Consider the following 26800-nt stretch of genomic DNA (forward strand, 5'->3'; position numbering starts at 1 on the left):
CTGATCCGGCCTCATCGGGGGCAAGCCCCCTCCCACATTTTGATCTGTGAACACATCCAAGTGTGGGAGGGGGCTTGCCCCCGATGCAGGCGACGCGCGTTACTGCCCGCTGCGCATCAGCTCTTTAGGCACGTACTTGCCAATCTCGAACTTGCCGATCGCCGCCCGATGCACTTCGTCCGGGCCATCGGCCAAGCGCAGGGTGCGTTGCATGGCATACATGTAGGCCAGCGGGAAGTCGTTGGAAACCCCGGCTCCGCCATGGATCTGGATCGCGCGGTCGATCACCTTCAACGCTACGTTCGGCGCCACCACCTTGATCTGGGCGATTTCACTTTTCGCCACTTTGTTACCCACGGTGTCCATCATGTACGCCGCCTTCAGGGTCAGCAGGCGCGCCATGTCGATCTCCATCCGTGAGTCGGCGATCTTGTCGATATTGCCGCCCAGGCGGGCCAGCGGTTTGCCAAACGCGGTACGGCTGACGGAACGCTTGCACATCAATTCCAATGCGCGCTCGGCCATGCCGATGGAGCGCATGCAGTGGTGGATACGGCCAGGGCCCAGACGGCCTTGGGCGATTTCAAAGCCGCGGCCTTCGCCGAGCAGAACGTTCTCATAAGGCACGCGTACGTTGTCGAACAGCACTTCGGCGTGGCCGTGGGGGGCATCGTCGTAGCCGAACACCGGCAGGGGGCGCACGATTTTCACGCCAGGCGTGTCCACTGGCACCAGGATCATCGAATGCTGCTGGTGGCGCGGTGCATCGGGGTTGCTCAGGCCCATGAAGATCAGGATCTTGCAGCGCGGGTCGCAGGCGCCGGAGGTCCACCATTTTTTGCCGTTGATCACCCATTCGTCGCCCTGGCGTTCGGCGCGGGCGGCCATGTTGGTTGCGTCCGAGGACGCCACGTCCGGCTCGGTCATGGCGAACGCCGAGCGGATCTCGCCGCGCAGCAGCGGTTCCAGCCAGCGTTGTCTCTGCTCTTCGTTGGCGTAGCGCACCAGCACTTCCATGTTGCCGGTGTCGGGGGCGGAGCAGTTGAACGGCTCCGGGCCCAGCAGGGAGCGGCCCATGATTTCGGCGAGTGGCGCATATTCAAGGTTGGTCAGCCCGGCGCCCAATTCGGATTCCGGCAGGAACAGGTTCCACAGGCCTTCAGCTTTGGCCTTGGCTTTCAGCTCTTCCATGATTGCGGTGGGCTGCCAGCGGTCGCCTTCGCTGACTTGGCGCTCGAACACCGGCTCGGCCGGGTAAACGTAAGCATCCATGAACGCAGTGACGCGTTCACGCAGTTCCTGAACCTTGGGCGAATAGGCGAAATCCATGAGCAGCTCCCTTCTCTGAGAGGTTGTTTAGGTCATGCAATCGATGCTAGAACAGCGTTGATAATTTACCTAGCCTATTCTCGGCGTGTATTAACATTCATCACCGATATATGATCGACGTATGGCCACCTAACAATAAGAGCGCTACGCAATGAATCTGAGCAAGGTCGACCTCAACCTGTTTATCGTCTTTGACGCGATCTACACCGAAGCCAACCTGACCCGCGCCGGGCAGATTGTCGGCATCACCCAGCCGGCGGTGTCCAACGCGCTAGCCCGTCTGCGTGAGACCTTCAACGATCCGCTGTTCGTGCGTACCGCCCAAGGCATGGTGCCCACGCCGATGGCGCAGAACATCATCGGCCCGGTGCGCAATGCGTTGTCGTTGCTGCGGGTGTCGGTACAGGAAAGCCGCATTTTCAACCCACAGCAGGCGGCCAAGACCTACCGCATCAGCATGACCGACCTCACCGAGGCGGTGATCCTGCCGCTGCTGTTTCAGCGCCTGCGCCGCTTGGCGCCCACCGTGGTGATCGAGAGTTTCCTGTCCAAACGCCGCGAGACCACCAAGGAACTCGCCGCCGGGCGCCTGGACTTCGCCGTGGATGCGCCGTTGAACACCGATCCGCAGGTGCGCCACGTCAAGCTGATGGAAGACCGCTACGTGTGCGCCATGCGCAAGGGCCATCCCATGGCCGGCAAGGACAAGCTGACCCTGGATGACTACCTGTCGCTGACCCATATCCATATCTCCAGCCGCCGCAACGGCTTGGGCCACGTCGACCTGGCCTTGGGCAAGATGGGCATCCAGCGCAAGATCGCCCTGCGCTCCCAGCATTACCTGATGGCTTCACAAGTGTTGCAGCAGACCGACATGGTCATGACCGTGCCCGAACGCTTCGCCCGCCGCCACGAACTGCACTGGTTCAACCTGCCGGTCAACGATGTGCCGCCGGTGGAAACCCACCTGTACTGGCACGAAAGCACCGACCAGGACCCGGCCAACCGCTGGATGCGCGAGCAGATGATTGAGTTGTGTCAGCAGGTCACGGCGCACGAAAAGAAACTGGACGGCAAACAACCCTAACTTGTAGTGAGCGGGCTTGCCCCGCGCTGGGTGGCGAAGCCGCCCTAGAAAAGACACCACCGAGTCCCAGATAAACCCAGGTCGCCTGGTTTGGGGCGGCTTCGCCGCCCAGCGCGGGGCAAGCCCACTCACTACAAGAGCGCGACCCTTGACGTTAACGTCAAGCAGCCATTAGCTTAGCGCCCAAGACATCTTCTCGGGCACTACCATGAGCACGACCTACAGCATCTCCGACCTCGCCCGCGAGCTCGACATCACCACGCGCGCCATTCGCTTCTATGAAGAACAAGGGCTGCTGGCCCCGGAACGCCGGGGCCAGGAGCGTATCTACTCGGCCCGCGACAAGGTCAGCCTCAAGCTGATCCTGCGCGGCAAACGCATCGGCTTTTCCCTGGCGGAATGCCGCGAGCTGATCGAACTCTACGACCCCGCCAGCGGCAACCATGTGCAACTCAACAGCATGCTGGCAAAAATCGCCGAGCGCCGTGAGCAGTTGGAACAGCAACTGCTGGATATCGAACAGATGAAGCTGGAACTGGACACCGCCGAAGAGCGCTGCACCCAAGCCCTGGCCACCACCCTGCGCCAGGCCGGCCATTGATCAGAAGGTAACTGCCATGTCCCTCCCCTCACACGTACGCCTGGTGGAAGTCGGCCCGCGCGACGGCCTGCAGAACGAAGCCCAACCTATCAGCGTGGCGGACAAAGTCCGGTTGGTGGACGCACTCAGCGCTGCCGGCTTGAGCTATATCGAAGTCGGCAGTTTCGTCTCGCCCAAGTGGGTGCCGCAGATGGCCGGCTCGGCCGAGGTATTCGCGCAGATCCAGCGCAGGCCCGGCGTGACCTACGGTGCCCTGGCGCCGAACCTGCGCGGTTTCGAGGACGCATTGGCAGCCGGCGTGAAGGAAGTGGCGGTGTTTGCGGCGGCGTCCGAGGCGTTTTCCCAGCGCAATATCAACTGTTCCATCAGCGAAAGCCTGGAACGCTTTGCGCCGATCATGGCGGCGGCCAGGCAGCACGGAATCAGCGTGCGTGGTTATGTGTCGTGCGTGCTGGGCTGCCCGTATGAAGGCGAGATTGCGCCGGCGCAAGTGGCGGCGGTCGCGCGGGAGTTGTATGCCATGGGCTGCTATGAAGTGTCCCTGGGCGACACCATCGGCACCGGCACGGCGGGCGCCACGCGGCGGCTGTTCGAGGTGGTCGGCGCGCAGGTGCCACGAGACAAGCTGGCGGGGCACTTCCACGATACGTATGGCCAGGCTATCGCGAATATCTACGCCAGCCTGCTGGAGGGCATCGCGGTGTTCGACAGCTCTATCGCGGGCCTCGGCGGCTGCCCCTACGCCAAGGGCGCCAGCGGTAACGTCGCCACCGAAGATGTGCTGTACCTGCTCAACGGCCTGGGCATCGAGACCGGAATCGACCTGCAGGCATTGATTGGCGCGGGCCAGCAAATCAGCAACGTGTTGGGCCGACCCACCGGGTCACGCGTGGCCAAGGCGCGTAACACCGGTTGAGTAGCGTAGCCGTGACAATGTGTTACCGCACGTCTACACATCGAGTAACACGGGAACATATTTTGTCGTATTTGCCGCAGGACATTTCCCACCAAAAAATCAAGCCACTGATTTTAAAGGCTTTTTAAAAGTTGGCACGGCTTCTGCTATCTCTATGGCATAACAAGAATAAAAAGCACCAAGCCTAATAAAAATAAGACGAAACGACTCTGACATAACAAAAACAACACGGCAGAGACGCAGCTAACAGATTTTTTTGGAGAAGATGTGCTTCGCAGGGTACGGCGTGCCGAAACCCGCAACCGGTTAGAGAAAAATAAAACTACCTCAGGTAGCTACCCACTGGTTGGATCGATAACGAAGAAGCAGATCAGCGCTCAAAAAAATACGTTTGCTCTTGACCCCGAATGGGGGTCGCCCAAAACAGCGGTAAAGGGTAACGGTTGCCAAAAACAACAATAGACCGCCCCTCAATAATAAAAAAAGAGCACGCAACGACAAATTAAAGGGGACCCTCGGGTCCCCTTTGTGCTTTCTGCGTTTCGTTCATGTGTTGATTCACCGCAGCCAACATGTGAGGGAGCAAGCCCCCTGCCTCATGGGTTCTGTGGTGTTATTGAGACTGCGTGCGCAGCTCTTCGATGGTGATTTCGCGCATGCGGAATTTCTGGATCTTGCCCGTGACCGTCATGGGGAATGCCTCCACGAACTTGAAGTACTTGGGCGTCTTGAAGTGCGCAATGCGGCCCTTGCACCAAGTTTGCAGCTCAAGCTCATTGGCCACATGGCCGGGATGGAACTTGATCCAGGCGACGATGGCTTCACCGTAGCGCTCATCCGGAATGCCGATGACCTGCACATCCGCCACCGCCGGGTGGGTGAAGAAAAACTCCTCCAGCTCACGCGGGTACACGTTCTCGCCGCCGCGAATGATCATGTCTTTGTTGCGCCCGGCGATGCACACGTAGCCGTGGGCGTCCATGCTCGCCAGGTCACCGGTGTGCATCCAGCCGGCGTCGTCGATGGCCTCGCGGGTGGCGTCGGGGTTGTTCCAGTAGCCGAGCATCACGCTGTAGCCACGGGTGCACAACTCGCCGATCTCGCCGCGCGCAATCGTATTGCCATCGGCGTCGATGATCTTGTTTTCCAACTGCGGCTGGGTGCGCCCGACGGTGGTCACGCGGCGTTCCAAGTCGTCATCCGCTCCGGTTTGCAAGGACACCGGGCTGGTCTCGGTCATGCCGTAGGCAATCTGCACCTCGCTCATGTGCATCTCGCTGATGACCCGGCGCATCACTTCGATGGGGCACGTGGCGCCGGCCATGATGCCGGTGCGCAGGGTGGACAGGTCAAAGTCGCCCAGGCGGGGGTGATCGAGCATGGCGATAAACATGGTGGGCACGCCGTACAGGCCGGTGGCGCGCTCCTCGGCGACGGCGGCGAGGGTCAGCAGCGGGTCGAAGCCGTCATTCGGGTAGATCATGGTGGTGCCGTGGGTGATGCAACCGAGGTTGCCCATGACCATGCCGAAGCAGTGATACAACGGCACCGGGATCACCAGGCGGTCCTGCGCGGTGAGGCCCAGGCTTTCGCCGACCATGTAGCCGTTATTGAGGATGTTGTGATGGCTGAGGGTGGCACCTTTGGGAAAGCCCGTGGTGCCGGAGGTGTACTGGATATTCACCGGTTGATCGAAATGCAAAGCGGCCTGGCGGGCATGCAGTTGCTCGAGCGGGATGCCTGCACCGCGCGCTGCCAACTGCGACCAGGGCAGGAATCCCGGTGGCGGGTTGGGGTCGAGGCTGATCATGCCGCGCAGGTCCGGCTTCAGCGCCTGCAGCATCGCGTGGTAATCGGAAGTCTTGAACGACCCGGCACACACCAGCCACTGGCAGCCGGACTGCTTGAGCACGTAGTCCAGTTCACTGCTGCGGTAGGCCGGGTTGATATTGACCAGGATGACCCCGAGCTTGGCACTGGCGATCTGGCTGATGCACCACTCGGCGCAATTGGGCGCCCAGATACCCAGGCGGTCGCCGGCCTGCATGCCCAAGGCAAGAAAAGCGCGGGCGTGTACATCCACCGCCTCGGCCAACTGCCGCCAGGTGTAGCGAAGCTGCTGGTGGCGCACCACCAGGGCCTCGCCGTCAGGATGACGCGCAACCGTGCGATCAAAGGCCTGGCCGATGGTCATGGCCAGCAAGGCTTTGTCCTGAGGGCCACGGCTGTAGCTCTGATTCGATTGATCCATAACGACCCCTGTTGTCTTTTTTGTAGGTTGACGTAAACGTAAACTACGATTGACAGCGCCGCAACGCAAGCTTACGTTAACGTAAAGGTGAGCGCCCTCCCCTGGCGCGCCCTCCACACAAAAACAATGCTCACATTAAGGTGCCTGTCATGAGTTACCCGTCCCTGAACTTCGCCCTCGGTGAAACCATCGACATGCTGCGCGACCAGGTGCAGTCCTTCGTGGGCAAGGAAATCGCGCCTCGCGCGGCCCAGATCGACATCGACAACCTGTTCCCCGCCGACCTGTGGCGCAAGTTCGGTGACATGGGCCTGCTGGGCATCACCGTGCCGGAAGAGTACGGCGGCGCCGGCCTGGGTTACCTGGCCCACGTGGTGGCCATGGAAGAGATCAGCCGGGGCTCGGCGTCAGTGGCGCTGTCCTACGGCGCGCATTCCAACCTGTGCGTGAACCAGATCAACCGCAACGGCAACCACGAACAAAAACTCAACTACCTGCCCAAACTCATCAGCGGCGAACACGTCGGCGCCCTGGCCATGAGTGAGCCGAATGCCGGCTCCGATGTGGTTTCGATGAAACTGCGCGCCGATAAACGCGGCGACCATTACGTGCTCAACGGCAGCAAAACCTGGATCACCAACGGCCCCGACGCCAGCACCTATGTGATCTACGCCAAGACCGACCTGGAAAAGGGCCCTCACGGCATCACCGCGTTCATTGTCGAGCGCGACTGGAAAGGCTTCAGCCGCAGCAACAAGTTCGACAAACTGGGCATGCGCGGCTCCAACACCTGCGAACTGTTTTTCGATGACGTGCAAGTGCCGCAGGAAAACATCCTCGGCGTGCTCAATGGCGGCGTCAAAGTGCTGATGAGCGGCCTCGACTACGAGCGCGTGGTGCTGTCCGGCGGCCCCACCGGGATCATGCAGGCGTGCATGGACCTGATCGTGCCCTACATCCACGACCGCAAGCAGTTCGGCCAGAGCATCGGCGAATTCCAGCTGATCCAGGGCAAGGTCGCCGACATGTACACCCAACTCAACGCCAGCCGCGCCTACCTCTACGCGGTGGCCCAGGCGTGCGAGCGTGGCGAGACCACGCGCAAGGACGCGGCCGGGGTGATCCTCTACAGCGCCGAACGCGCCACGCAAATGGCCCTTGATGCCATCCAGATCCTGGGCGGCAATGGCTATATCAATGAATTCCCGGCCGGGCGCCTGCTGCGTGACGCCAAATTGTATGAGATCGGCGCCGGCACCAGTGAGATCCGCCGGATGCTGATCGGTCGCGAACTCTTCAACGAAACCCGCTGAAGGAGCGCACCATGGCCACCTTGCACAGCCAGCTCAACCCCCGCTCGGCGGAGTTTGCCGCCAACAGCGCGGCGATGCGCCAACAGGTCGACGCCCTGCACACCCTGCTCGCCCACGTGCAACAAGGCGGCGGCGCCAAGGCCCAGGAGCGGCACACCTCGCGCGGCAAACTGCTGCCTCGCGAGCGCATCAATCGTTTGCTCGACCCCGGCTCGCCGTTTCTTGAACTCAGCCAACTGGCCGCCCATCAGGTGTACGGCGAAGACGTACCGGCCGCTGGGGTGATTGCCGGGATCGGCTGCGTGGAAGGCGTCGAATGCATGATCGTCGCCAACGACGCCACGGTGAAAGGCGGTTCCTACTACCCGCTCACGGTCAAAAAACACCTGCGCGCGCAGACCATTGCCGAGCAGAACCGCCTGCCGTGCATCTACCTGGTGGACTCCGGCGGCGCCAATCTGCCGCGTCAGGACGAAGTGTTTCCCGATCGCGAGCATTTCGGCCGGATCTTCTTCAACCAAGCCAACATGAGCGCCCAAGGCATCCCGCAGATCGCCGTGGTGATGGGCTCGTGCACTGCCGGCGGCGCGTATGTGCCGGCGATGGCCGACGAAGCGATCATGGTGCGCAACCAGGCCACCATCTTCCTCGCCGGCCCGCCGCTGGTGAAAGCCGCGACCGGTGAAGTGGTCAGCGCCGAAGACCTCGGCGGTGCCGATGTGCACTGCAAGGTCTCCGGCGTGGCCGACCACTATGCCGACAGCGATGAACACGCATTGGCGCTGGCCCGCCGCAGCGTGGCCAACCTCAATTGGCGCAAACAGGGCGAGTTGCTGCAACGCCCGCCCGTGGCGCCGCTGTACAGCAGCGAAGAGCTGTACGGCGTGATCCCGGCCGACGCCAAGCAGCCCTTTGATGTGCGCGAAGTGATCGCACGCCTGGTCGACGGTTCAGTGTTCGATGAGTTCAAGGCGCTGTTTGGGACCACCCTGGTGTGCGGTTTTGCGCACTTGCACGGCTACCCGATTGCGATCCTGGCCAACAACGGGATTCTGTTCGCCGAAGCCGCGCAAAAAGGCGCGCACTTTATCGAGCTGGCCTGCCAGCGCGGCATTCCCCTGTTGTTCCTGCAGAACATCACCGGCTTCATGGTCGGCCAGAAGTACGAAGCCGGTGGCATCGCCAAGCACGGCGCCAAGCTGGTCACCGCAGTGGCCTGCGCCAAGGTGCCGAAGTTTACGGTGATCATCGGCGGCAGCTTTGGCGCGGGTAACTACGGCATGTGTGGCCGCGCCTACGACCCACGTTTCCTGTGGATGTGGCCGAATGCACGCATTGGCGTGATGGGCGCCGAGCAGGCGGCCGGTGTGCTGGTGCAGGTCAAGCGCGAGCAGGCCGAACGCGCGGGCGTGGGATTCAGCGCCGAAGAAGAGGCGGCAATCAAGCAGCCGATCCTCGACCAGTACGACACCCAGGGCCACCCCTACTATTCCAGCGCGCGCCTGTGGGATGACGGCGTGATTGACCCGTTGCAGACCCGTGACGTGCTGGCGCTGGCCTTGTCCGCCTCGCTGAATGCCCCCATCGAGCCGAGCCGCTTCGGCGTGTTCCGCATGTAAATGGAGCCGTACCCCATGAGCGATTTCAATACCCTCGAACTGATCACCGACAGCCGTGGTTTTGCCACGCTGTGGCTTAGTCGTGAAGCCAAGAACAACGCGTTCAATGCCGAGATGATCCGCGAACTGATCATCGCCCTCGACCAGGTGCAAGGCGATCCGTCCCTGCGTTTTCTGGTGCTGCGCGGGCGCGGCAAACACTTCAGCGCCGGTGCCGACCTGGCCTGGATGCAGCAATCGGCCGAGTTGGACTACCACACCAACCTGGACGATGCCCGCGAACTGGCGGAGCTGATGTACAACCTGGCCAAGCTGAAAATCCCGACCCTCGCAGTAGTGCAAGGCGCAGCCTACGGTGGCGCGCTGGGCTTGATCAGTTGCTGTGACATGGCAATTGGCGCGGATGACGCGCAGTTCTGCCTGTCGGAAGTACGCATCGGCCTGGCGCCGGCCGTGATCAGCCCGTTCGTGGTGCAAGCCATCGGCGAACGCGCGGCACGGCGCTATGCCCTGACCGCCGAGCGCTTTGGCGGCCAACGCGCGCGGGACATAGGTTTGCTGGCAGAGAGTTACCCGATTGGCGAGCTGGACCATCAGGTCGAACAGTGGATCGCCAACCTGCTGCACAACAGCCCGGCGGCGATGCGCGCCAGCAAGGACTTGCTGCGCGAAGTGGGCAACGGCGCCCTCACCCCGGCCTTGCGCCGCTACTGCGAAAACGCCATCGCGCGTATTCGCGTGAGCGCCGAGGGCCAGGAAGGCTTGCGCGCCTTCCTGCAAAAACGTCCACCGAGCTGGCAGCCTCAGGAGCCGCGTTCATGACAACATTGACGACCGTGCTGGTGGCCAACCGAGGCGAGATTGCCTGCCGGGTGATGCGCACCGCCAAGGCGATGGGCCTGACCACCGTGGCGGTGCACAGCGCCATCGACCGCGATGCGCGTCACAGTCGCGAGGCGGATATTCGTGTCGACCTGGGGGGCAGCAAGGCCACTGACAGTTACCTGCAAATCGACAAACTGATCGCCGCCGCCCAGGCCAGCGGCGCCCAGGCGATTCATCCGGGTTACGGTTTTTTGTCGGAGAACGCCGGGTTTGCCCGCGCCATTGAAGCCGCTGGCTTGATCTTCCTCGGCCCACCCGCCTCGGCGATCGATGCCATGGGCAGCAAGTCGGCGGCCAAGGCCCTGATGGAAACCGCCGGTGTGCCGCTGGTGCCGGGTTATCACGGCGAAGCTCAGGACCTGGACACCTTCCGCGCCGCCTGCGAACGCATCGGCTACCCCGTGCTGCTCAAGGCTACAGCCGGTGGCGGCGGCAAAGGCATGAAGGTGGTCGAGGACGTCAGCCAATTGGCCGAGGCGCTCGCGTCGGCCCAGCGTGAGGCGCTGTCGTCCTTCGGCAATGGGCAGATGCTGGTGGAAAAATACCTGCTCAAGCCGCGTCATGTGGAGATCCAGGTGTTTGCCGACCAGCATGGGCATTGCCTGTACCTCAATGAACGCGACTGCTCGATCCAGCGCCGCCACCAGAAGGTGGTCGAGGAAGCGCCCGCGCCGGGGTTGAGCGTTGAACAACGCAAGGCCATGGGCGAAGCTGCCGTGCGTGCAGCACAGGCCATCGGTTATGTCGGCGCCGGTACGGTGGAGTTTTTGCTGGACGCGCGCGGCGAGTTCTTCTTCATGGAGATGAACACGCGGCTGCAGGTGGAGCATCCCGTGACCGAGGCGATCACCGGACTGGATTTGGTGGCCTGGCAGATTCGTGTCGCCCAGGGCGAGGCTTTGCCGATCACCCAGGAGCAGGTGCCGCTGATCGGCCATGCAATCGAAGTGCGACTGTATGCCGAGGACCCCGCGAATGATTTCCTGCCGGCTACCGGGCATCTCGCGCTGTACCGCGAATCCACGCCGAGGCCGGGCTGCCGGGTGGACAGTGGCGTGGAGCAAGGCGACAGCGTGTCGCCCTTCTACGACCCCATGCTCGGCAAGCTGATTGCCTGGGGCGAGGACCGTGAACAGGCGCGGCTGCGGTTGCTGGGCATGCTGGATGAGTTTGCCGTGGGCGGGCTGAAGACCAACCTGGGCTTTTTACGGCGCATTATCGGGCATCCGGCGTTCGCGGCGGCCGAGTTGGATACCGGGTTTATTCCACGTTATCAGGACGAGTTGCTGCCGTCGCCCGGTGAACTGGGCGATGAATTCTGGCAAGCCGCAGGCGCGGCCTACATCCAGAGTTTGCCGCCGGGTGAAGGGCCTTGGGCGGATAAACGTGGGTTTCGTGCTGGGTTGCCGGCCGAGGTTTCGCTGCATTTGAGCTGCAACGGCCAAGATCGGCTGGTCACTCTGGCCGCGGACGGCGCCCAGCTACGCGGCGAACAGCTGCTGATCGAGCAACAGGGCGTGCGTCGCAGCCATTTGGCGGTGCGCCATGGCCACACGATGTATCTGCGCTGGGACGGCGAGATGCAGGCGGCAACGCTGTTCGACCCGATTGCAGCAGTCGAGGCCAACCAGTCCCACCAAGGCGGCCTTACCGCGCCGATGAACGGCAGCATCGTGCGGGTGCTGGTGGAGGTCGGACAAAACGTGGAGGCCGGCACGCCACTGGTGGTCCTGGAGGCCATGAAGATGGAACACAGTATCCGCGCGCCCCAGGCTGGAGTGGTCAAGGCGCTGTTCTGCCAGGAAGGTGAAATGGTTGCAGAAGGTTGCGCGCTGGTGGAGCTCGAAACGGCTGGCTAGAACTTCGCCGTGGCTTGAACCACCACGCCGAGGATGCGGCATTCGTCAGTGAACAGCCGTTTCGGGTAGGTGGGATTGAGCGGCACCAGATAAAGCTGGCCGCTCTCTTCCAGCAACTGGCGGAAGGTAGCGTGTGGGCTCTCGGCCCATTGGGCGACCACCAGCTTGCCGGGCTCGGCCGCGATGGCCGGGTCTACCAGGATCATCATGCCCGCACTGACACTCAGACCGCTGGGGGCGGTCATGGCGTCGCCTGTGACCGGCAGCCAAAAGGCGTCGCCCTGGGCGTGATAATCCGTCAGTTCGAAGCGGGACATGCCATAAGGCGCCCGTTCTTCGCGCACCTCGCACACCCCTCTCCAATCGCTGACCGGGTAGCGGTAATACGGGTTGTAGTTTTTCTCCGGTGGGGCTTCCTCGGCCCGCTCGCGGATATCCAGTGCGACTTCAAGGTACCCCAGCCCCAGCGCCGCCAGGACCCGGTTCATGTCCACCAGGCTTGGCGCCCGCCGTTTGTTGAGCCAATGGCCAACGCCGCCCTGGGACATGCCCAAGCGCTCGGCCAACTCCCCTTGTGTGACCTTGCGGTCTTCCATGTTGGTCCTGACCAACGCAATCCAGTTATCCATGGGGCTGGCAATACGTCATGGAGTTTTCAGGGCAATAAACAGTTTGTAGTAATCCATAAAACGACATAAATACGATACGTACTATCATCGGACATAAGGTTTTCGACACCCATCCGGAGTACCGCCCCCCATGACGACCAGCCCCAACCTCCTGCCTGAAACCGCTGAAGACACTGAACTGCACGACCTGCGCCATAGCGGTGCCGCCAAGCGCGCGCTGGATTTTTACTTGAAAGAAGATAGTTCGGAATCATTTCCGGATGGAGCCCTATTCACCCTCAAGCCAGGCATCAGCCAGGAGGAAGCCCTGATACACGCTTCAGACCTGCTGCGCAGCGCCGCGGCCACCGCCTATGAATCAGCAAGCAGCCATCAGGGCAGTCATCGTGACCTGGCATTTTCAGTGGTGTATTTGATTGATATGGCGAAGGCGATGGTGGAACGGTCGTTGCAGGTGCCAGTGGCTCAGGCAAACGGGTAACCGGCGCGGAAGAAAAATATTTCTATCTCACGGATAAAAACATTTGACTTGCAAATGATAATGATTATTATTGGACCCAGCTGATCGCGAGATCAGTCGATAGACCAAGGGACCTTAGGTCGGACTCTTGGAATATCTCCTCATCAGGCTAATCACGGTTTTTGACCCGGCTCTTTGGCCGGGTCTTTTTTTTGCCGGTTTCCCCGGCATGGCTTCAGGCTAATGAAGACTGTGTGTTGCTCGATGGCGCGCATGGTAGCAAAAGACCATCGCCGAAAGAAAGTCGGTCGAGCGCTCTGGCTCACATCTTTGCGAAATAGCGCTTGAGAATCAATCTCATAGATTCTAAGCTGCGGCGGCGTCACGGATGACGCCCCCCCCCTTCCCCCAGCAACAATTTTGCGTCCAGCCTTTACCAGACTCCTGTGTAATATGGCGCCACAACACTCATATTCAGGCACCCAGACTATGACCGTGGCCTTGACCTCCATCAAAATCAGCACCGACTTCGACAGTGGCAATATCCAGGTACTGGATGCCCACGATGCCTATCAGTTGTTGCTGGCAATCAAACCCGACACGCGCAGCCCACACTTCCAGTGGTTCCACTTCAAGGCCGAAGGCATGCACGTGGGCCACACCCACACGTTCCGCCTGAGCAACGCGAGCAAGTCTTCCTACCCGCACGCGTGGAGCGGCTACAACGCCGTGGCCTCTTACGACCATATCAACTGGTTCCGGGTGCCTTCGCGCTTTGATGGGGAAATCCTGCACATCAGCCTCGAAACCCGTGAGAAACACGCGTGGTTTGCCTACTTCGAGCCCTACAGCCGCGAGCGCCACGACGCATTGATCGACAAGGCCCTGAGCCGTGCCGGCACGAAGCTGCTGGCCACCGGTAAAAGTGTCGAAGGCCGTGATATCCAACTGCTACGTCGCGGCAAAGGCGGCGAAGGCCGCCGCAAGATCTGGATCATCGCCCAACAGCATCCTGGCGAGCACATGGCCGAATGGTTTATGGAGGGCATTATCGAACGCCTGCAGCAGGACGGTGACGCCGAGCTGAAAAAACTGCTGAAAGTCGCCGACCTGTACCTGGTGCCCAACATGAACCCGGACGGCGCCTTCCACGGTCACCTGCGCACCAACGCCATGGGCCAGGACCTTAACCGTGCCTGGCAGAGCGCCAGCCAGGAGATCAGCCCGGAAGTGCTGTTCGTACAGCAGCAAATGGAAACGTACGGCGTCGACCTGTTCCTCGATATCCACGGTGACGAGGAAATTCCCTACGTGTTCACCGCGGGCTGCGAGGGTAACCCCGGTTATACCCCGCGCATCGAGGCGTTGGAAAAACACTTCCGCGGCCACCTGAGCGCGCTGACCCGCGACTTCCAGACCACCTACGGCTACACCCGCGACCTGCCGGGCGAAGCCAACATGACCCTGGCGTGCAACGCGGTAGGCCAACAATACGACTGCCTGTCGCTGACCCTGGAAATGCCATTCAAGGATAACGACGACGCGCCCGACCTGCACACCGGCTGGTCAGGCAAACGCTCGATGCAGTTGGGCAAGGACGTGTTGAGTACGGTCGCTGATATCGTCGACGTCCTGCGCTGAGGTTGTGGCTTGCTTGCGTGGGGCTGCTTAGCGGCCCCAATACTGGCGCGGCGATGCTTGAGATGCATCGGCTGGGCCTATTTTGGGCTGCTTCGCAGCCCAGCGCGAGCAAGCTCGCTCACTACAGGGTTAGTGTTTGGAGCCGGTCATGCTTTGCAGCACGCCATCGCGTCGGACCAACCCATGGAACAGCGCCGCCGCCAGGTGTAAGAGCACCGTCAGGAACAACAGGTAGGCGAGAAACCCGTGTGCCTTGCGCAGCACCGCGAACAGCGGCGCATTCGCCCCCACCAGCGCCGGCAACTGCACCGAACTGCTGAGCATCACCGGGTCGCCGGCCGCCGAAATCATTGCCCAGCCCAGCAGCGGCAGCACCAGCATCAAGGCATACAGCACCAGGTGGGACGCCTTGGCCGCCAGCACTTGCCACAACGGCAAGTCGGCTGGCAACGGCGGTTGGCGGGTGGAAAAACGCACCACCAACCGCACGATCACCAACGCCAGAATCGCAATACCCAGCGGCTTGTGCAGGTGAATCAACCACTCATGCCGCTCCGACACCGAAGCCGCCAGGCCCGCGCCGATAAACAGCATGGCGATGACCATCAGCGCCATCAGCCAGTGCAACAGACGCGCCAAGGGGGCGAAAAACCGGGGTTGGGCATTCATGGCTTCGACTCCTGAGGGGCGCTATGCAACGGGCTGACTTCACCGGCACGGCGCAGGTACGAGCTGGCGTACGCTGCCGAACGTGCCGCCAGCAGGGGGTCATTGGTGGCTTCAATGCCACTGGGCAAAATCAGCGGATCAAAGTTGATATCACGGCAAGCACCGTCCGCTTGCGGCTGGCTGCTTTGCAACACCAGGGTGCCGGCGTTGATGACCTTATGCTCGCCGGTCCAGGCCTTGCTCGCATCGTCCAACGGGTCGCCGGGGTTGGCCAGGGTCATGCTTAACTGCCAACGCAGCGGCCCGGCAGACAGGCGCTGCAGCAGGTCCTTCTCGAGGAAATCACTCCCCGCTGGCGCGGTATCGCCCGGTGCGTCTTGACTCAGGGGTACGACGCCCCAACGCACGGCCTGGCGCTTGCCATCGGCACCCACCAGGTAAAACGCATTGATACCGTTGTAGGTTTCGGTCGCATAACTGGCCGAAGGCTTGGCGGTCTTGACCCACGCCAGAAACGACGCGGTCTCGGGATGGGCGGCAAAGAACGCCGGCATACTCGCCGGGTTCGGTTTGCCGGTGGCGGGCTCTGGTGCGCCGGCCTTGAGCATCTGGTAGAACGCCTCGGGCGTGCCCACCGGGAACACCGGCATGCTGTTCATGCCGGTGCGCCACTGCTGGCCGTTGGCCTGGCTGAATTGCACGGCAAAACTGCGGATCGGTACACTGCTGTCCGGCGCATAAGGGTTGCCGCTGGGCAACGCAAACCGACCGATCAGCGGGGTCTTGGCCGCGCTGAACACCTGGGCGCTGGAGTAGGCGCGGGCTTCGGCACTGCTCTCGAAATACCCCGCCACGCACACGCCCTTGGCGTGGTTACGTCGGAAGCCGGGGTGCACGCCATTGTTGGTTTCCAGAGCGTTGACCAAGGTTTTCGGGCGCAGGCGCTGTGGGTCGAGGGTGCCATTGACGTAGGCAAATGCCCCCGCCACAACCGCAACCACGGCACCGATACCCGCCAGGCGCGCGATCAGGCTCGCAGTGCTCAACGGGGGACGGGGCGGTGATGAGTGATCTACCATGAAGGAACTCCAGGGCCAAAGGCCTTAGGGGTGAACATAAGGTCGGAGCATTAAGACGAACGCCGATCCGCTCTATTCCCGGGCCGTGGATTTATTTCCCAACACAGGGAATAACCTTCAACGCCGCACGTCTCTCTAGTCCCAGCGTAGTGACCCGCCAGACGCCCATGCATGAACTCGACGAACAGTTACGTGAACTCATCCCCAGGCTACGGCGCTTTGCCGTGTCCCTGACCCGCAACGCCAGCAGCGCCGACGACCTGGTGCAGTCGACCCTGGAGCGGGGGATCATCAGTTGGGCCGATAAACGCATCGAAGGCGACTTGCGCGCCTGGCTGTTCTCGATCCTCTACCGACAATTCCTCGATGCCCACCGCCGCACCCGGCGCTACGCACGCATGCTGGAGTTCTTCACCGGACGCGACGATGTGCAACCGTCGGTGGAACGCACGGTGATCGCCCAGTCGACCCTGCAAGCCTTCGATCAACTCAGCACCGAGCAGCGCGCGCTGCTGCTGTGGGTCTCCGTCGAAGGCTTGAGCTACAAGGAGGTCGCCGAGATCCTCGAGGTGCCCATCGGTACCGTGATGTCGCGCCTGTCGCGGGCACGCCAAGCCCTGCGTCAACTCAGTGATGGCGAAATTGCCAGCCCTTCCCTGCGGAGACTCAAATGATCAGCCTGCCCCCCAGCGAACGCGATTTGCATGCCTACGTCGATCATCAACTGCTGGAGAGTGATCGCCGTGTGCTGGAAACCTATTTGGCCACCCACCCGGACGTTGCGGCCCAGGTCCACGCCTGGCAGCACGATGCACAGTTGCTGCGCGCGGCATTGGGCGGTGCGCTGCAACAGCCGGCCAACCCGGACCTGGACCCGGCGCTCATCCGCCAACGCATCAAGCACCAGTCGCGTCGCCACGTCGCCACCGCAGCCGTGCTGCTGATCGCCGTCAGCCTCGGCGGCCTCGGCGGCTGGCACGCCCGTGAAGCCACCCAACCGCCCCTGCTGCCAATGGCCGACGCGATGCAGGCGTTCCGCTTGTTTGCCCAGGACGGCATCATGCCCGCCGACTACAAGGTCCAGGGCGACGGCACGATGCAGGCCTGGCTCGACCGCTACTTCAACCAGGCGCACCGCCTGCCTGACTTGAGCGCATCGGGCTTCACGCCGGTCAGCGGGCGCTTGCTTACCACCGAGCAAGGCGCGGCGGCCATGGTGCTGTACGAAGACCGGCAAGGGCGGCGCATCAGTTTCTACATCCGTCCACCGGGTCCCGAAAACGGCTTCCTGCCCCGTGGCAGCCGCAGTGCCGATGGCTTGCAGGCCCAATACTGGTCCGGCGCCGGCTACAACTATGCGGTGGTCAGCCCGGTGGATCAGCCCACGCCACCGATGCAGACGTTCTAAAAGCCCACGTCGAGTACCACGTTGTCGAGATAGGTACCGGCGGGTGGCGTGTTCTGGTCGGTGTAGACCCTGGCGTTGTAGTTGAACACCTGGCTACCGGTGCCCAGGCCGTTGCCGGGGTTGATTTCAGCGGTGGAGCTGTCGCGACGCGCTGCGCCCACGCTGCCCCAGCGGGTAGTCCCGGCGCTTTTGAAAATATCGTAGGCCAGGTAGTTGCCGCCGGACACCATGCGCCGTCGCCCGCCCACGCTGAGCGGGTTCTGGCCGTCACTCAGGCCGACGCTGTAGGCGCTGCCTTTGGTGCAGGAAATGCTGGTCTGCCCGGTCACGGTGGAGAACCCACTGACAACCGGCGCGCTGCCAAAGCTGATATTGGGCGCGGTGATCTGGCAGTCATTGGTGACGGTCATGCTCACGGTCAACGCTGCCGTGCCGCTGCCGATGTCGCGGCCCAGGCAGATACCTCCAATGCCGATCCCCGAGCAGTAGTTCCAGTTCCAGGCAATGTTCAAGGTCTCGGTGTACACCCCCGCAGCGACGTTACTGCCGGTGATGCTGCTCAGGTACAGCGGGACGGTTTTTGTCCCAGGCCCCGCGATCAAACCGATGCCTTGGGCAATGCCCCCGGCTCCACCGAATTCAAATTGGGTACCTCTGGTTATCGGGAAACTGGTGCTGTTGCTGCCGTAAATCGTATAGCCGATGACATCGCCGGTAGGCCCGACCATCCCGGTGTTGGAGGAGGTGATCGTCGCGTAGAAGTGGTCGGAGGACACCAGCAGCGAAATCAACGCCGAGGCGCAGCTCAACCCTGCGTTGGCCGTCGAACTGGCCTGCGCCGCCGTGCGCACCGTCATCGAGCTGATCGAACCGAAACTCGCCGGCGTCGTGGTCACCACCGAACACAGCGCCATGGCCTGGCCCGAAAACACTACGCCCACGACACACAGCCACCCCATTCCCCTCATTGGCATACCAACGGCCCGATCAGCGGCACATCCTGTTGTTGCTCATCGATATCAAACCGCGCCTGGCAGGTACGCCCTTCGCCCAGCGTGACGTGCAGGGTGTTATGCCCCGAGAGATTTTCCAGGTACACCAGGCCATCCCAGCCGACCACCGCCTGCTGGTTGCTTTGCTCGTGCACCACCAGGCTGCCCAGGGGCAACTCCTGATGCTGGGTGTCCACCAGGGTGACGCTGGCCGCGAGTACCCGGCGCAATGGAAACTCCAGCAGGTAACCGCTGCCACGCCGCACCGACACACGCTGTTCCACATTCGGGCTCTGCACGTTGAGCGGCAGGTTCAGCGGATCGATTTCATACTTGGCGCGGTAATACGCGCTGCTCCACGGCACCAGAAGATGGCCGTTGCGGTCGGTTTCGCCCACCAACTGGTTCTCGTAGCGCACCGGAATCCCGGCGAACCCCTGGGTACTCACCACCACAAAGGCATCGTTGATGCGGTTGGCGGCAAAGGCGTCGCCGCCCATCCACACCAGCGAGCCACTGGCATCCGCCCAACGCGTCTCGGCATCGCTGCTGCCGTATACGCCAGCCTGCAACTGCACCGATTGCAAGCGCCACGTCAGGTCGGCCTGCCGGTACGCCGGGCCAGCGCCCTGGGCATAACCGAGGTTGTAGCCTACCCCGCCTTCGCTGGGCACCGCGTGGCTGTAGTTGAGGCGCTGGCGGCTGGCGCCCTCCTTGCTGCGCTCGGTGCTCAGGGCCAGGCTGCCGTTGAGATCAAACGGAATCACCAGTTGCGCCTGCATCGCCCAATTGCTGTCGCCGATCTCACGGTTGGCCGACAGGTAGAAACTGGTGTTGCGCCACAGCGGTTTGCTCCAGCTCAGGTTGAGCAGGCGCGTGCGCGAATCGTCCGCCGCCTGCACGTCGAAATACCCCACACCCAGGCTGCCGAAACGCTCAAGGTTGAGGCTCAGGGTTACCTGCTCGCTGCGCTTGCTGAGGCTGGCGTAAGGCGTGTCGACCAGGGTCAGGTCGGCGTACGCTTCGTGTCGCTCCACCCGCTGATAGGACAGGCTGTAGCGCGTGCTGTTGTACTGATACCCCAGGCTCAGTTGCTGGCCGGTGCGGCCTTCGAACTGGCTTTGACTGACGGCCGTGTTGAGCACGCCGAAGTTGCCCAGCCGCAGGTTGCCGCCCAGGCCGCCCACGGTCAGGTCGCTGGACGCTTCGGCATGGGTTTCCAAGGTCAGGTTGTCGGAATACCCATAACGAAAGGTGCCGCTGGCCACACCCGACCCATAGGCAAAATCCTTCAGGGCGTACTCCCGGCGCAAGGTACCGGCGGCCACCGAGAAATCCGTCAGACCCTGTTGCAGCAACGTGCTGGTCACATAGAACGGCACGGTGGTCGAGACCTGGCGACCCAGGGCGTCGGTGGTCACCACCACGGCTTCGCCCGCTCCGTTGATAAACGGCACATTGGTCAGCGTGTAAGGCCCTGGTTGCAGCAGTGCGCTGTCGGACTTGTAGCCGTTGATAAACAGGTCCACCGACGATGGCACCGCGGCCTCACCGGCAAATTGCGGCAACGGATAGGTCACCAGGTCCGGGCGCACCGCAAAGTCCCGCGACAGTTGCACGCCGCCCAGGCGCACCGAACTGCTCCAAGGCAAGGCGCCGCTGATCACGTCACCGGCCTCGTAGGTCAGCAGCTGCTCATCATCGGAGAAACGCCAGGTGGTGTCGTAGCGCCGGTAGCCGTTGTTGAGCGTACTGCTGCCGACCCCATCGGCCAGGGTCTGGCGGTACTGACCGGTATTGGACAAGGTGCCCCAGTTGTCGAACAGCCGCACTTCGTTCCAGGCGGCGAGGTAGCTGCCGCCTTCGTCGGTGTCGTTGAAATACAGGTCATAGTTGAGCAAGGCGCCGAAGCTGCTCATCGCCTGGGTACGCGGATAGGTGTTGCGGTTGCCAATGAATTGCGCCTGCAGCCACGACGGTGGCACATCCAGCAACAGGCGCTGTCCATGGCTGTCGTACTCGCTGTGCAGGCCGGGGATCTGGTCCAGCGCCACACTGCCACTCGGTTCACCGGGCAGCTTCATGCCCACATCCTGCAGCGCACTGGCCGGCACGTAGAGTTGCCCGGCCCGTTGATCGACCGCAATAACACGGCCGGTGTCCATCTGGTTGACCACCAACTCCAGAAACAACTGTGCATCGGCGACAGCCTCCATACTGCTCGGGGGCGGTGGCAGGTCGCCAGCCACGCCCGGAAGCGCAATTATTGCGCCGCCCAGCCCGCTTACCACCGACAGCCATATACCACGAGCCAGACCACGACTCATCATGGCGTTGTGTCCTTCAATGGACATCTCCATCCGTTTAAAACCCGGGGCTTCCCAGCCCCGCTACCCTGCGGTTATCGCTTCGGCGCCAGGTTCTCCAACTGCGGCGCACCGTTGATCCTGACCTGCAGCGGCTGGTCGGCCGACAACGTATCCGGCACCGGCCAGCGCATGGTTGCGCCCGGCAGTACGTAGCCCAACAGGCCGTCCACCAACGGCCGCGTCTGCCCACCCTGCTTGAATGACGCATCGGTGAGGCGCGCATGCACGGCGCCCTGGTTGCGCACTTCGATGTAGTTGCGCCCTGCCACCGTGACCTTGTGCCAGCTCAGCTCCGGTTTGCCGGCGCCCTTGGGGTCGCGCTGGCGCGTGCTGTCGTCCTTGCTCCACAGGCCCGCGCCGTAGGCAAACAGCGGCACCGAATAACGCATCTGAAAGCGGATCGCCGCTGCCGTGTTCTTGCCTTCCGGCGGCGTGGGCACCTGCAAGGGTGAAGGGATTTCATCGATGATGATGCGGTAGGCCAACTCTTGCCCAGGCGGCACTTCACGGGTACGGGTCAGGCGTACCAGTTGTTTCTGCCCCGGCTCGATCCGCGCCACGGGAGGGCTGCCGATCACCTCGCGCTGGTTTTGGTATTGCTCGTCGAAGCCGCTCTGGCTCCAGGCAAAGACGCGAATCTGCAAGCTCGCAGTTTCGGTCCCACGGTTTTCCAGCCACAGTGCGCTGGCCTGTTGATCGGCCTCCAGCACCGGATCGATGGGCCAGATCAGCACCGAGCTGGCCGCTTGCACTAGCCCCGCCGTGCACGCGGCACTCAAGGCAAGACCCGCGGCCCACAGCCGCCGGGAAGGTGAACGCATAACCCCACTCCTTATACCAATAGCCTTACCACGTCAGCTGTACTTGCAGCGTGTCGCTGTACGTCCCCCCAGGCTGATTGCCCGGCAATTGCACCCGCCCATAGATCGGCAGGCTGATGGTGTTCGCATCGCTGTAAGCCACGGTGACGCTCTGGCCGATCCCCAGGCTCTGGCTGAACGCCGCATCCCGAAATAACTGATACGCCACCCGCGCACTGCCGCTGTTGAGCTGCAAATTGCGCCCGGTGCTGCTGTGCAGCCCGCCGTCGACGCTCATGCTCAGCGCCACCCCCGGCGTGCATTGCAACGTGACGCCCGCTGTCAGCGCCGCCGTGACGGTGCTGGTCGCCAGGGCCGAATGACTGCCGTAGGTCAGCGCGCCGTAATTGGAGCTCCCGCCCACAATCAGGCAGCCAGGGGTGATGGTTGCGCTCACCTGGAAGCTCTGGCTGGTCACCGCCGATAACGGCAGCGGCACCGCCAGCGCACAGGCCAGCAACGCTCTGAACCACATCGCTAGAACGTCAGTTCCACGGCCACGGTGTCGGTGTAGGTGCCTGCCGGCAGCCCCGCCTTGCCCACCGCCCGACCGTAGAGGCTGACGGTCTGCGCCACGCCGGTACTGGCGGCGAGGGTGATCACGCCGTCGATCGCCAACAACGCGGAGTGGCCGCTGTCGGTGTAGAAGTCGTAAGGCACGAAGTTGCCCGCACCGTCGGCCAGCGCACGGCTGCCGCCTGGGGAAGCGCCGTCATGCGCACCGGCGCGCACCTTGACGGCTGGCGTGGTGCCACTGGAACACAGGATCGACAATCCGCCACCCGTGCCGGTACCGCCGAGCAACTGCGCATCGGCGTTGGTGAACAAGCTGTTGGTGGTGCCGAAATTCAAACTACCGAAGTTCAAGCCGCTGGCCGCCCCAGAGCCGTTGACCTGGCAGCTGGAGATCAATATCAGGCTGGACGTGATCTGCCCGGTCACCGTGGTTGCCGCGTTGAGGCTGGAGGCCATCGCCAGGCCCAGCGCGCAAACGCCTAATCGAGAAACAAGTACATGCATGGTTTCCATCCTCTTGAGTTACCAGTCCAGTGTCACCGTCAACGTGTCGGTGTAGATCCCTGCCGGTAAGGCACTGGTATTGGCGACCACGGAGCCAAACACCGGGATCGGTATCTGGGTGCCCTTGGCCACGACAAAATTGTGTTGCTGCCCGATGCTGTAGGTGCTGTGACCCTGCGGGTCGGCGGACAGGCGATAAGGAATCATCTGGCGCCCATTGCTCAGGCGCCGGGTGGTGCCATCGCCGTTGGTACCGCCGTCGATGGTCACGGTGAAGCTCGAGACCGAGGGGTTGCACGACACCGCCAGTGGCGCCTTGTCGCCCGCGGTGACGCCAGCGCCCAGCGGGTTGCTCCAGGTCGGCCCTTGGCTGCCGAAGTCGAGCATCGCCGTGCCGCCCGTGGGGTTGACCGGCGCGCTTTCAACCCCTTTGCTCACTTCGCAACTGGCGGTGATCACCAGCCGCGCCTGGATCAGCCCGGTGGCGGCAGCCGCCTGCGCGTCATCCGCCAGCACCAGCAGGCCGCCCATGACCACCAGGGCCATGCAGCGGCTTACCATGTCACCGTCACCTTGAGCAGGTCGGTGTAGCGGCCGACGGCGGGGATGTCTTTGAGCGGCTCAATGCGGCCGTAAAGCGGCAGGTCAACAAAGCCTGCGTCCGGCACCCGGCCGCTCAGCGGCTCGTCCACCGGCAACGGCACGCGCCGCGCAGCGTCGGCATACAGGCGATAGGGAATGGGTTGGGTCGAAGGGGTGGCGCTCAGGTAGCGCACCTCACCGGTGCCGCCATGCAGGCCACCGTCCACGCGCACTTGATACGGCGTATCGGGGTTGCACTCCAGGCGCGGCTGGCGCTGGCTGATCAACGCCGCACTCAAGGGCCCGGCCGGGTCGTTGAGACGCGGGCCGCTGCCGAAATCCAAGATACCCAGCTGCTCGATGCCAGCCTCGCGGGTGGTACCCACCAACTGACAGCCCCGCTGCACGTCGATACGCACCTCCACCTGGAGTTGTGCGCCGTAAGCCGTGCTGCAGAGCATCGCGCCCATGACTGCCAATACTGCTCGTCCCTTCACTGCCCCAAATCCTTGTACAGGAATTACTCCTTTGTAGGAGGTTAGACAATCAGCGAGAAACTGCCAGTCTGGACAGGATTACCTTCGTGACAGGCTTTTTCGAGATAGCGGGCAACGCCCTTCTCTATTGGTCAAAACGCGGCGAGCGCCCTAAAGTGAGCAACCACTGAACTATAGAGTGACTTGCATTGGCCGCGCTTTCCTTGATCCGTCGCCTGCTCGGTAAACACACCGCCCCCCTCGACGCCTCGCCCATCCCCGCGTTCTTTCAGCAAAAGGCCGAACAACAGGGTTACACCCTCAGCACCGGTCAAACCCGAGCCATTGCAGCATTGGCCCGGGAAACCCAGCACTTGCTCGCCGGCCAACCCGCCCGCAGCCTGTACCTGCACGGACCGGTGGGGCGCGGCAAAAGCTGGCTGCTGGACGGTTTTTTCCAGGCGTTGCCGATTGCGCAGAAGCAGCGCGTGCACTTCCATGACTTTTTCGCCCAACTGCATCGCGACATGTTCACCCACCGTGAGCAGGACGATGCCCTTGCCGTGGCCCTCGATGAACGGCTGGCAGATTGCCGGGTGCTGTGTTTCGACGAATTCCACGTCCACGATATCGGCGATGCCATGCTGATCACGCGGCTGTTCAAGGCCTTGTTCGAGCGCGGTGTGCTGGTGCTGGTGACGTCCAACTATGCGCCGCAAGGCTTGCTGCCCAACCCTCTGTACCACGAGCGATTCAAGCCGGTGATCGACCTGATCGACGCGCGCATGGAGGTGCTGGAGGTCAGCTCGCCGCAGGATTTTCGCAGCCTGCCCCAGGCGCAGAGCGCGCAACGTTTTACCAGCGGTCAGTACGTATGGCCGGGAACTGCAAGCCAGCGTGCAGCACTTGATCTGCCCGCTGCGGACTGCCCGCCCCAGCCCTTGGCCGTCGGCCACCGGACCTTGATGTGCCGGCGCCACGCGGGACGCAGCGTTGCCTTCACGTTCAACGACCTGTGCGAACAACTCACGGCGGTCATGGACTACCTGCTGCTGTGCCAGGACTACGATCACTGGGTCATCGACGGCCTGCCTCAACTGGCGGAGTGTCCGATTGCCGTGCAACAGCGTTTTATCAACTTGGTGGACGTGCTCTACGACCGGGACAAGCACCTGGTGCTTATCGGTGAGCAGCCCCTCGACATCGCCTTGGGCGGCCAGGCCATCGACCTCGCCCGTACTGCCAGCCGTCTCGGGCAGTTGCAACAGACCTGCCCGCAACCGGTGCCCGACCCGGTATCATGAGCGCCATTTACGCCTTCTTGCCGAGTGACCGCGCCGTTCATGAATACCCTCGCCCAACTCAAGGCCGGCCGATTGGCCGGCATCACGCGCCTGGACCTGTCCTGCGGGCTGACCGAATTCCCCCGGGAAATCTTCGAACTGGCCGACTCCCTGGAAATCCTCAACCTCAGCGGTAACGCCCTGAGCCGCCTGCCCGACGACCTGCACCGCCTGCCGCACCTGCGCGTGCTGTTCTGCTCGGACAACCTGTTCACCGAGCTGCCGGCCAGCCTGGGCCAGTGCGCCAAGCTGAGCATGATCGGCTTCAAGGCCAACCGGATCAGCCACGTGCCCGCCGCCGCATTGCCGCCCCTGCTGCGCTGGCTGATCCTGACCGATAACCGCATCAGCCAGTTGCCGAGTGAATTGGGCGAACGGCCACTCCTGCAAAAGCTGATGCTGGCCGGCAACGAGCTGACGCACCTGCCGGAAAGCCTGGCCAACTGCCACAACCTCGAATTGCTCCGCATTGCCTCCAACCGCTTCACCCGCTTGCCGCAGTGGCTGCTGACGCTGCCCAGCCTGACCTGGCTGGCCTATGCCGGTAACCCGGTGGAAATGGCCGTCGAGGTGCCGGGCGATGAGACTACCGCGAATATTCCCTGGTCCGACCTGGCACTGGCCGAAGTCCTCGGCGAAGGCGCTTCCGGCGTCATCCGTAAAGCGCTGTGGAAACCGTCGGGCAAAGCCGTCGCCGTCAAACTGTATAAAGGCAGCATCACCAGTGATGGCTCGCCGCTGCACGAAATGCAGGCCTGCATTGCCGCCGGCTTGCACCCCAACCTGATCAAGGTCGAGGGCCGCGTTGTCGGCCACCCTGACGACCAGGCCGCACTGGTGATGGAGCTGATCAACCCGAGCTACCGCAACCTCGCGGCCTTGCCGAGCCTGGCCTCGTGCACACGCGACATCTACGAAGCGGGCGCTTGCTTCAGCCTTGAAGTGGCGCTGCGCATGGCACGCGGGGTCGCGTCGGTAGGCGCGCATCTGCATCGGCATGGCATCACCCATGGCGACCTGTATGGCCACAATATCCTCTGGAATGAAGCGGGGGACTGCCTGCTGGGGGATTTTGGCGCGGCGTCGTTCCATGCCACGGCGGAAACCCTGGAGACCAAAGCGTTGCAGCGTATTGAAGTGCGGGCGTTCGGCGTGTTGCTGGGGGAGTTGTTGGAGCGGGTTGAGGATCAGGTGAGCGATGGACTGATCGCGCTGCAAATAAGCTGCTGTCAGCCCGATGTATTGGCGCGGCCGGGGTTCGATGAAATCGAAAAACTGCTGAATTGGGGCTGAAACCCAATCCAAATGGGGTTGGCTTGCCTGCGATAGCCATAGGTATCGACACAACGCTGTAGCAACCCCGCTAACCACGATGCGAAGCGAGCCGTTCTTGATCTTGATCTTGATCTAGC

At 62.5% G+C, this 26800-nt stretch carries 25 protein-coding genes; 13 read left to right on the forward strand and 12 right to left on the reverse strand.

The annotated features are described in order from the left end of the window. Window positions 1-99: 99 nt before the first annotated feature. A complete protein-coding gene (locus tag K7431_RS09505; protein ID WP_012725005.1) occupies window positions 100-1329 on the reverse strand; it encodes an acyl-CoA dehydrogenase in 1230 nt (409 codons plus the stop codon). A 151-nt stretch (window positions 1330-1480) separates the two neighbouring features. Here K7431_RS09505 and K7431_RS09510 point away from each other — a divergent pair, with 151 nt between their 5' ends. The 3 genes from K7431_RS09510 to K7431_RS09520 all read left to right on the forward strand — a co-directional run bounded on the left by K7431_RS09510 (window position 1481) and on the right by K7431_RS09520 (window position 3933). Then, window positions 1481-2416 (forward strand): LysR family transcriptional regulator, encoded by a 936-nt coding sequence (locus K7431_RS09510; RefSeq protein ID WP_012725006.1) that lies wholly within the window; start codon window positions 1481-1483, stop codon window positions 2414-2416. 208 nt (window positions 2417-2624) lie between these two features. Further along, the gene (locus K7431_RS09515; protein WP_012725007.1) at window positions 2625-3017 is read left to right on the forward strand and encodes a MerR family transcriptional regulator; all 393 of its coding nucleotides are present in this window, start codon (window positions 2625-2627) and stop codon (window positions 3015-3017) included. A 16-nt stretch (window positions 3018-3033) separates the two neighbouring features. Continuing rightward, the gene (locus K7431_RS09520; RefSeq protein ID WP_012725008.1) at window positions 3034-3933 is read left to right on the forward strand and encodes a hydroxymethylglutaryl-CoA lyase; all 900 of its coding nucleotides are present in this window, start codon (window positions 3034-3036) and stop codon (window positions 3931-3933) included. Window positions 3934-4546: 613 nt separating this feature from the next. On the opposite strand, the gene K7431_RS09525 is transcribed toward K7431_RS09520, so the two are convergent. After that, entirely contained in the window at window positions 4547-6184 is a 1638-nt protein-coding gene (locus K7431_RS09525) for an AMP-binding protein (protein ID WP_012725009.1), read from the reverse strand. A gap of 149 nt (window positions 6185-6333) precedes the next feature. Here K7431_RS09525 and K7431_RS09530 point away from each other — a divergent pair, with 149 nt between their 5' ends. Genes K7431_RS09530 through K7431_RS09545 form a run of 4 tightly spaced genes read left to right on the forward strand, consistent with a single transcriptional unit; the run spans window position 6334 to window position 11860 of the window. Next, window positions 6334-7497 carry an isovaleryl-CoA dehydrogenase gene (locus tag K7431_RS09530; protein ID WP_043205557.1) on the forward strand — a complete coding sequence of 388 codons (1164 nt, stop codon included), beginning with the start codon at window positions 6334-6336 and terminating at the stop codon, window positions 7495-7497. An 11-nt stretch (window positions 7498-7508) separates the two neighbouring features. Next, on the forward strand, window positions 7509-9116 hold the full coding sequence (locus K7431_RS09535) for a carboxyl transferase domain-containing protein (protein WP_012725011.1): 1608 nt from the start codon (window positions 7509-7511) through the stop codon (window positions 9114-9116). Between the two features lie 15 nt (window positions 9117-9131). Continuing rightward, complete coding sequence (locus K7431_RS09540) at window positions 9132-9938, forward strand: gamma-carboxygeranoyl-CoA hydratase (RefSeq protein WP_012725012.1); 807 nt, start codon at window positions 9132-9134, stop codon at window positions 9936-9938. Further along, window positions 9935-11860, forward strand: a complete 1926-nt coding sequence (locus K7431_RS09545) for an acetyl/propionyl/methylcrotonyl-CoA carboxylase subunit alpha (protein ID WP_012725013.1) — start codon at window positions 9935-9937, stop codon at window positions 11858-11860. Before K7431_RS09540 ends, K7431_RS09545 begins: the two co-directional genes overlap by 4 nt. Here the strand turns inward: K7431_RS09545 and K7431_RS09550 are convergent. Further along, complete coding sequence (locus tag K7431_RS09550) at window positions 11857-12489, reverse strand: LexA family protein (protein WP_012725014.1); 633 nt, start codon at window positions 12487-12489, stop codon at window positions 11857-11859. The genes K7431_RS09545 and K7431_RS09550 overlap by 4 nt on opposite strands. Window positions 12490-12619: 130 nt before the next feature. Here K7431_RS09550 and K7431_RS09555 point away from each other — a divergent pair, with 130 nt between their 5' ends. Together K7431_RS09555 and K7431_RS09560 are read left to right on the forward strand one after the other, a co-directional pair. Continuing rightward, on the forward strand, window positions 12620-12970 hold the full coding sequence (locus tag K7431_RS09555) for a DUF6124 family protein (RefSeq protein ID WP_012725015.1): 351 nt from the start codon (window positions 12620-12622) through the stop codon (window positions 12968-12970). 468 nt (window positions 12971-13438) lie between these two features. After that, window positions 13439-14590 (forward strand): M14 family metallopeptidase, encoded by a 1152-nt coding sequence (locus tag K7431_RS09560; protein ID WP_043205559.1) that lies wholly within the window; start codon window positions 13439-13441, stop codon window positions 14588-14590. Window positions 14591-14719: 129 nt separating this feature from the next. Here the strand turns inward: K7431_RS09560 and K7431_RS09565 are convergent, their stop codons facing one another. Both K7431_RS09565 and K7431_RS09570 read right to left on the reverse strand, forming a co-directional pair. Continuing rightward, the gene (locus K7431_RS09565) at window positions 14720-15259 is read right to left on the reverse strand and encodes a cytochrome b (protein ID WP_012725017.1); all 540 of its coding nucleotides are present in this window, start codon (window positions 15257-15259) and stop codon (window positions 14720-14722) included. Beyond that, window positions 15256-16338 (reverse strand): catalase family peroxidase, encoded by a 1083-nt coding sequence (locus K7431_RS09570; protein WP_012725018.1) that lies wholly within the window; start codon window positions 16336-16338, stop codon window positions 15256-15258. Before K7431_RS09570 ends, K7431_RS09565 begins: the two co-directional genes overlap by 4 nt. A 167-nt stretch (window positions 16339-16505) precedes the next feature. On the opposite strand from K7431_RS09570, the gene K7431_RS09575 reads away from it, so the two are divergent. Then, the gene (locus tag K7431_RS09575; protein WP_043205560.1) at window positions 16506-17012 is read left to right on the forward strand and encodes a sigma-70 family RNA polymerase sigma factor; all 507 of its coding nucleotides are present in this window, start codon (window positions 16506-16508) and stop codon (window positions 17010-17012) included. Then, complete coding sequence (locus K7431_RS09580; protein WP_012725020.1) at window positions 17009-17746, forward strand: anti-sigma factor family protein; 738 nt, start codon at window positions 17009-17011, stop codon at window positions 17744-17746. The genes K7431_RS09575 and K7431_RS09580 overlap by 4 nt, the downstream gene beginning before the upstream one ends. On the opposite strand, the gene K7431_RS09585 is transcribed toward K7431_RS09580, so the two are convergent. The 7 genes from K7431_RS09585 to K7431_RS09615 form a co-directional block, all read right to left on the reverse strand. Further along, window positions 17743-18720: a Csu type fimbrial protein gene (locus tag K7431_RS09585; RefSeq protein ID WP_012725021.1), complete on the reverse strand. Its 978-nt coding sequence runs from the start codon at window positions 18718-18720 to the stop codon at window positions 17743-17745. The genes K7431_RS09580 and K7431_RS09585 overlap by 4 nt on opposite strands. Further along, a complete protein-coding gene (locus K7431_RS09590) occupies window positions 18711-21068 on the reverse strand; it encodes a fimbria/pilus outer membrane usher protein (protein ID WP_080567203.1) in 2358 nt (785 codons plus the stop codon). The genes K7431_RS09585 and K7431_RS09590 overlap by 10 nt, the downstream gene beginning before the upstream one ends. Before the next feature lie 71 nt (window positions 21069-21139). Further along, window positions 21140-21928 (reverse strand): fimbrial biogenesis chaperone, encoded by a 789-nt coding sequence (locus K7431_RS09595; protein WP_012725023.1) that lies wholly within the window; start codon window positions 21926-21928, stop codon window positions 21140-21142. A 25-nt stretch (window positions 21929-21953) separates the two neighbouring features. Beyond that, a complete protein-coding gene (locus K7431_RS09600) occupies window positions 21954-22442 on the reverse strand; it encodes a Csu type fimbrial protein (RefSeq protein ID WP_012725024.1) in 489 nt (162 codons plus the stop codon). 2 nt (window positions 22443-22444) lie between these two features. Beyond that, window positions 22445-22987 (reverse strand): Csu type fimbrial protein, encoded by a 543-nt coding sequence (locus K7431_RS09605; protein ID WP_043206289.1) that lies wholly within the window; start codon window positions 22985-22987, stop codon window positions 22445-22447. Window positions 22988-23005: 18 nt separating this feature from the next. Next, complete coding sequence (locus K7431_RS09610; RefSeq protein WP_015884701.1) at window positions 23006-23548, reverse strand: Csu type fimbrial protein; 543 nt, start codon at window positions 23546-23548, stop codon at window positions 23006-23008. Continuing rightward, complete coding sequence (locus K7431_RS09615; protein ID WP_425311602.1) at window positions 23542-24039, reverse strand: Csu type fimbrial protein; 498 nt, start codon at window positions 24037-24039, stop codon at window positions 23542-23544. Before K7431_RS09615 ends, K7431_RS09610 begins: the two co-directional genes overlap by 7 nt. A 215-nt stretch (window positions 24040-24254) precedes the next feature. On the opposite strand from K7431_RS09615, the gene zapE reads away from it, so the two are divergent. Beyond that, window positions 24255-25349: a cell division protein ZapE gene (zapE, locus tag K7431_RS09620; RefSeq protein ID WP_015884703.1), complete on the forward strand. Its 1095-nt coding sequence runs from the start codon at window positions 24255-24257 to the stop codon at window positions 25347-25349. Window positions 25350-25388: 39 nt separating this feature from the next. Continuing rightward, window positions 25389-26681, forward strand: coding sequence for a protein kinase (locus tag K7431_RS09625; protein WP_043206290.1), 1293 nt, complete (start codon window positions 25389-25391; stop codon window positions 26679-26681). The last annotated feature ends 119 nt before the right edge of the window (window positions 26682-26800 follow it).

Origin of the sequence: Pseudomonas fluorescens group sp., from assembly GCF_020093335.1 — a bacterium.
GTDB classification, from domain to species: domain Bacteria; phylum Pseudomonadota; class Gammaproteobacteria; order Pseudomonadales; family Pseudomonadaceae; genus Aquipseudomonas; species Aquipseudomonas petroselini.

Coding starts and splice junctions, on each gene's coding strand:
- K7431_RS09560 (WP_043205559.1), top strand. CDS start 13,439: ATGACCGTGGCCTTGACCTCCATCAAAATCAGCACCGACTTCGACAGT.
- K7431_RS09565 (WP_012725017.1), bottom strand. CDS start 15,259: ATGAATGCCCAACCCCGGTTTTTCGCCCCCTTGGCGCGTCTGTTGCAC.
- K7431_RS09530 (WP_043205557.1), top strand. CDS start 6,334: ATGAGTTACCCGTCCCTGAACTTCGCCCTCGGTGAAACCATCGACATG.
- K7431_RS09590 (WP_080567203.1), bottom strand. CDS start 21,068: ATGATGAGTCGTGGTCTGGCTCGTGGTATATGGCTGTCGGTGGTAAGC.
- K7431_RS09615 (WP_425311602.1), bottom strand. CDS start 24,039: ATGGGCGCGATGCTCTGCAGCACGGCTTACGGCGCACAACTCCAGGTG.
- K7431_RS09540 (WP_012725012.1), top strand. CDS start 9,132: ATGAGCGATTTCAATACCCTCGAACTGATCACCGACAGCCGTGGTTTT.
- K7431_RS09550 (WP_012725014.1), bottom strand. CDS start 12,489: ATGGATAACTGGATTGCGTTGGTCAGGACCAACATGGAAGACCGCAAG.
- K7431_RS09570 (WP_012725018.1), bottom strand. CDS start 16,338: ATGGTAGATCACTCATCACCGCCCCGTCCCCCGTTGAGCACTGCGAGC.
- K7431_RS09535 (WP_012725011.1), top strand. CDS start 7,509: ATGGCCACCTTGCACAGCCAGCTCAACCCCCGCTCGGCGGAGTTTGCC.
- K7431_RS09555 (WP_012725015.1), top strand. CDS start 12,620: ATGACGACCAGCCCCAACCTCCTGCCTGAAACCGCTGAAGACACTGAA.
- K7431_RS09545 (WP_012725013.1), top strand. CDS start 9,935: ATGACAACATTGACGACCGTGCTGGTGGCCAACCGAGGCGAGATTGCC.
- K7431_RS09580 (WP_012725020.1), top strand. CDS start 17,009: ATGATCAGCCTGCCCCCCAGCGAACGCGATTTGCATGCCTACGTCGAT.
- K7431_RS09505 (WP_012725005.1), bottom strand. CDS start 1,329: ATGGATTTCGCCTATTCGCCCAAGGTTCAGGAACTGCGTGAACGCGTC.
- K7431_RS09585 (WP_012725021.1), bottom strand. CDS start 18,720: ATGCCAATGAGGGGAATGGGGTGGCTGTGTGTCGTGGGCGTAGTGTTT.
- K7431_RS09625 (WP_043206290.1), top strand. CDS start 25,389: ATGAATACCCTCGCCCAACTCAAGGCCGGCCGATTGGCCGGCATCACG.
- K7431_RS09575 (WP_043205560.1), top strand. CDS start 16,506: ATGCATGAACTCGACGAACAGTTACGTGAACTCATCCCCAGGCTACGG.
- K7431_RS09515 (WP_012725007.1), top strand. CDS start 2,625: ATGAGCACGACCTACAGCATCTCCGACCTCGCCCGCGAGCTCGACATC.
- K7431_RS09510 (WP_012725006.1), top strand. CDS start 1,481: ATGAATCTGAGCAAGGTCGACCTCAACCTGTTTATCGTCTTTGACGCG.
- K7431_RS09525 (WP_012725009.1), bottom strand. CDS start 6,184: ATGGATCAATCGAATCAGAGCTACAGCCGTGGCCCTCAGGACAAAGCC.
- K7431_RS09605 (WP_043206289.1), bottom strand. CDS start 22,987: ATGCATGTACTTGTTTCTCGATTAGGCGTTTGCGCGCTGGGCCTGGCG.
- K7431_RS09520 (WP_012725008.1), top strand. CDS start 3,034: ATGTCCCTCCCCTCACACGTACGCCTGGTGGAAGTCGGCCCGCGCGAC.
- K7431_RS09595 (WP_012725023.1), bottom strand. CDS start 21,928: ATGCGTTCACCTTCCCGGCGGCTGTGGGCCGCGGGTCTTGCCTTGAGT.
- K7431_RS09600 (WP_012725024.1), bottom strand. CDS start 22,442: ATGTGGTTCAGAGCGTTGCTGGCCTGTGCGCTGGCGGTGCCGCTGCCG.
- K7431_RS09610 (WP_015884701.1), bottom strand. CDS start 23,548: ATGGTAAGCCGCTGCATGGCCCTGGTGGTCATGGGCGGCCTGCTGGTG.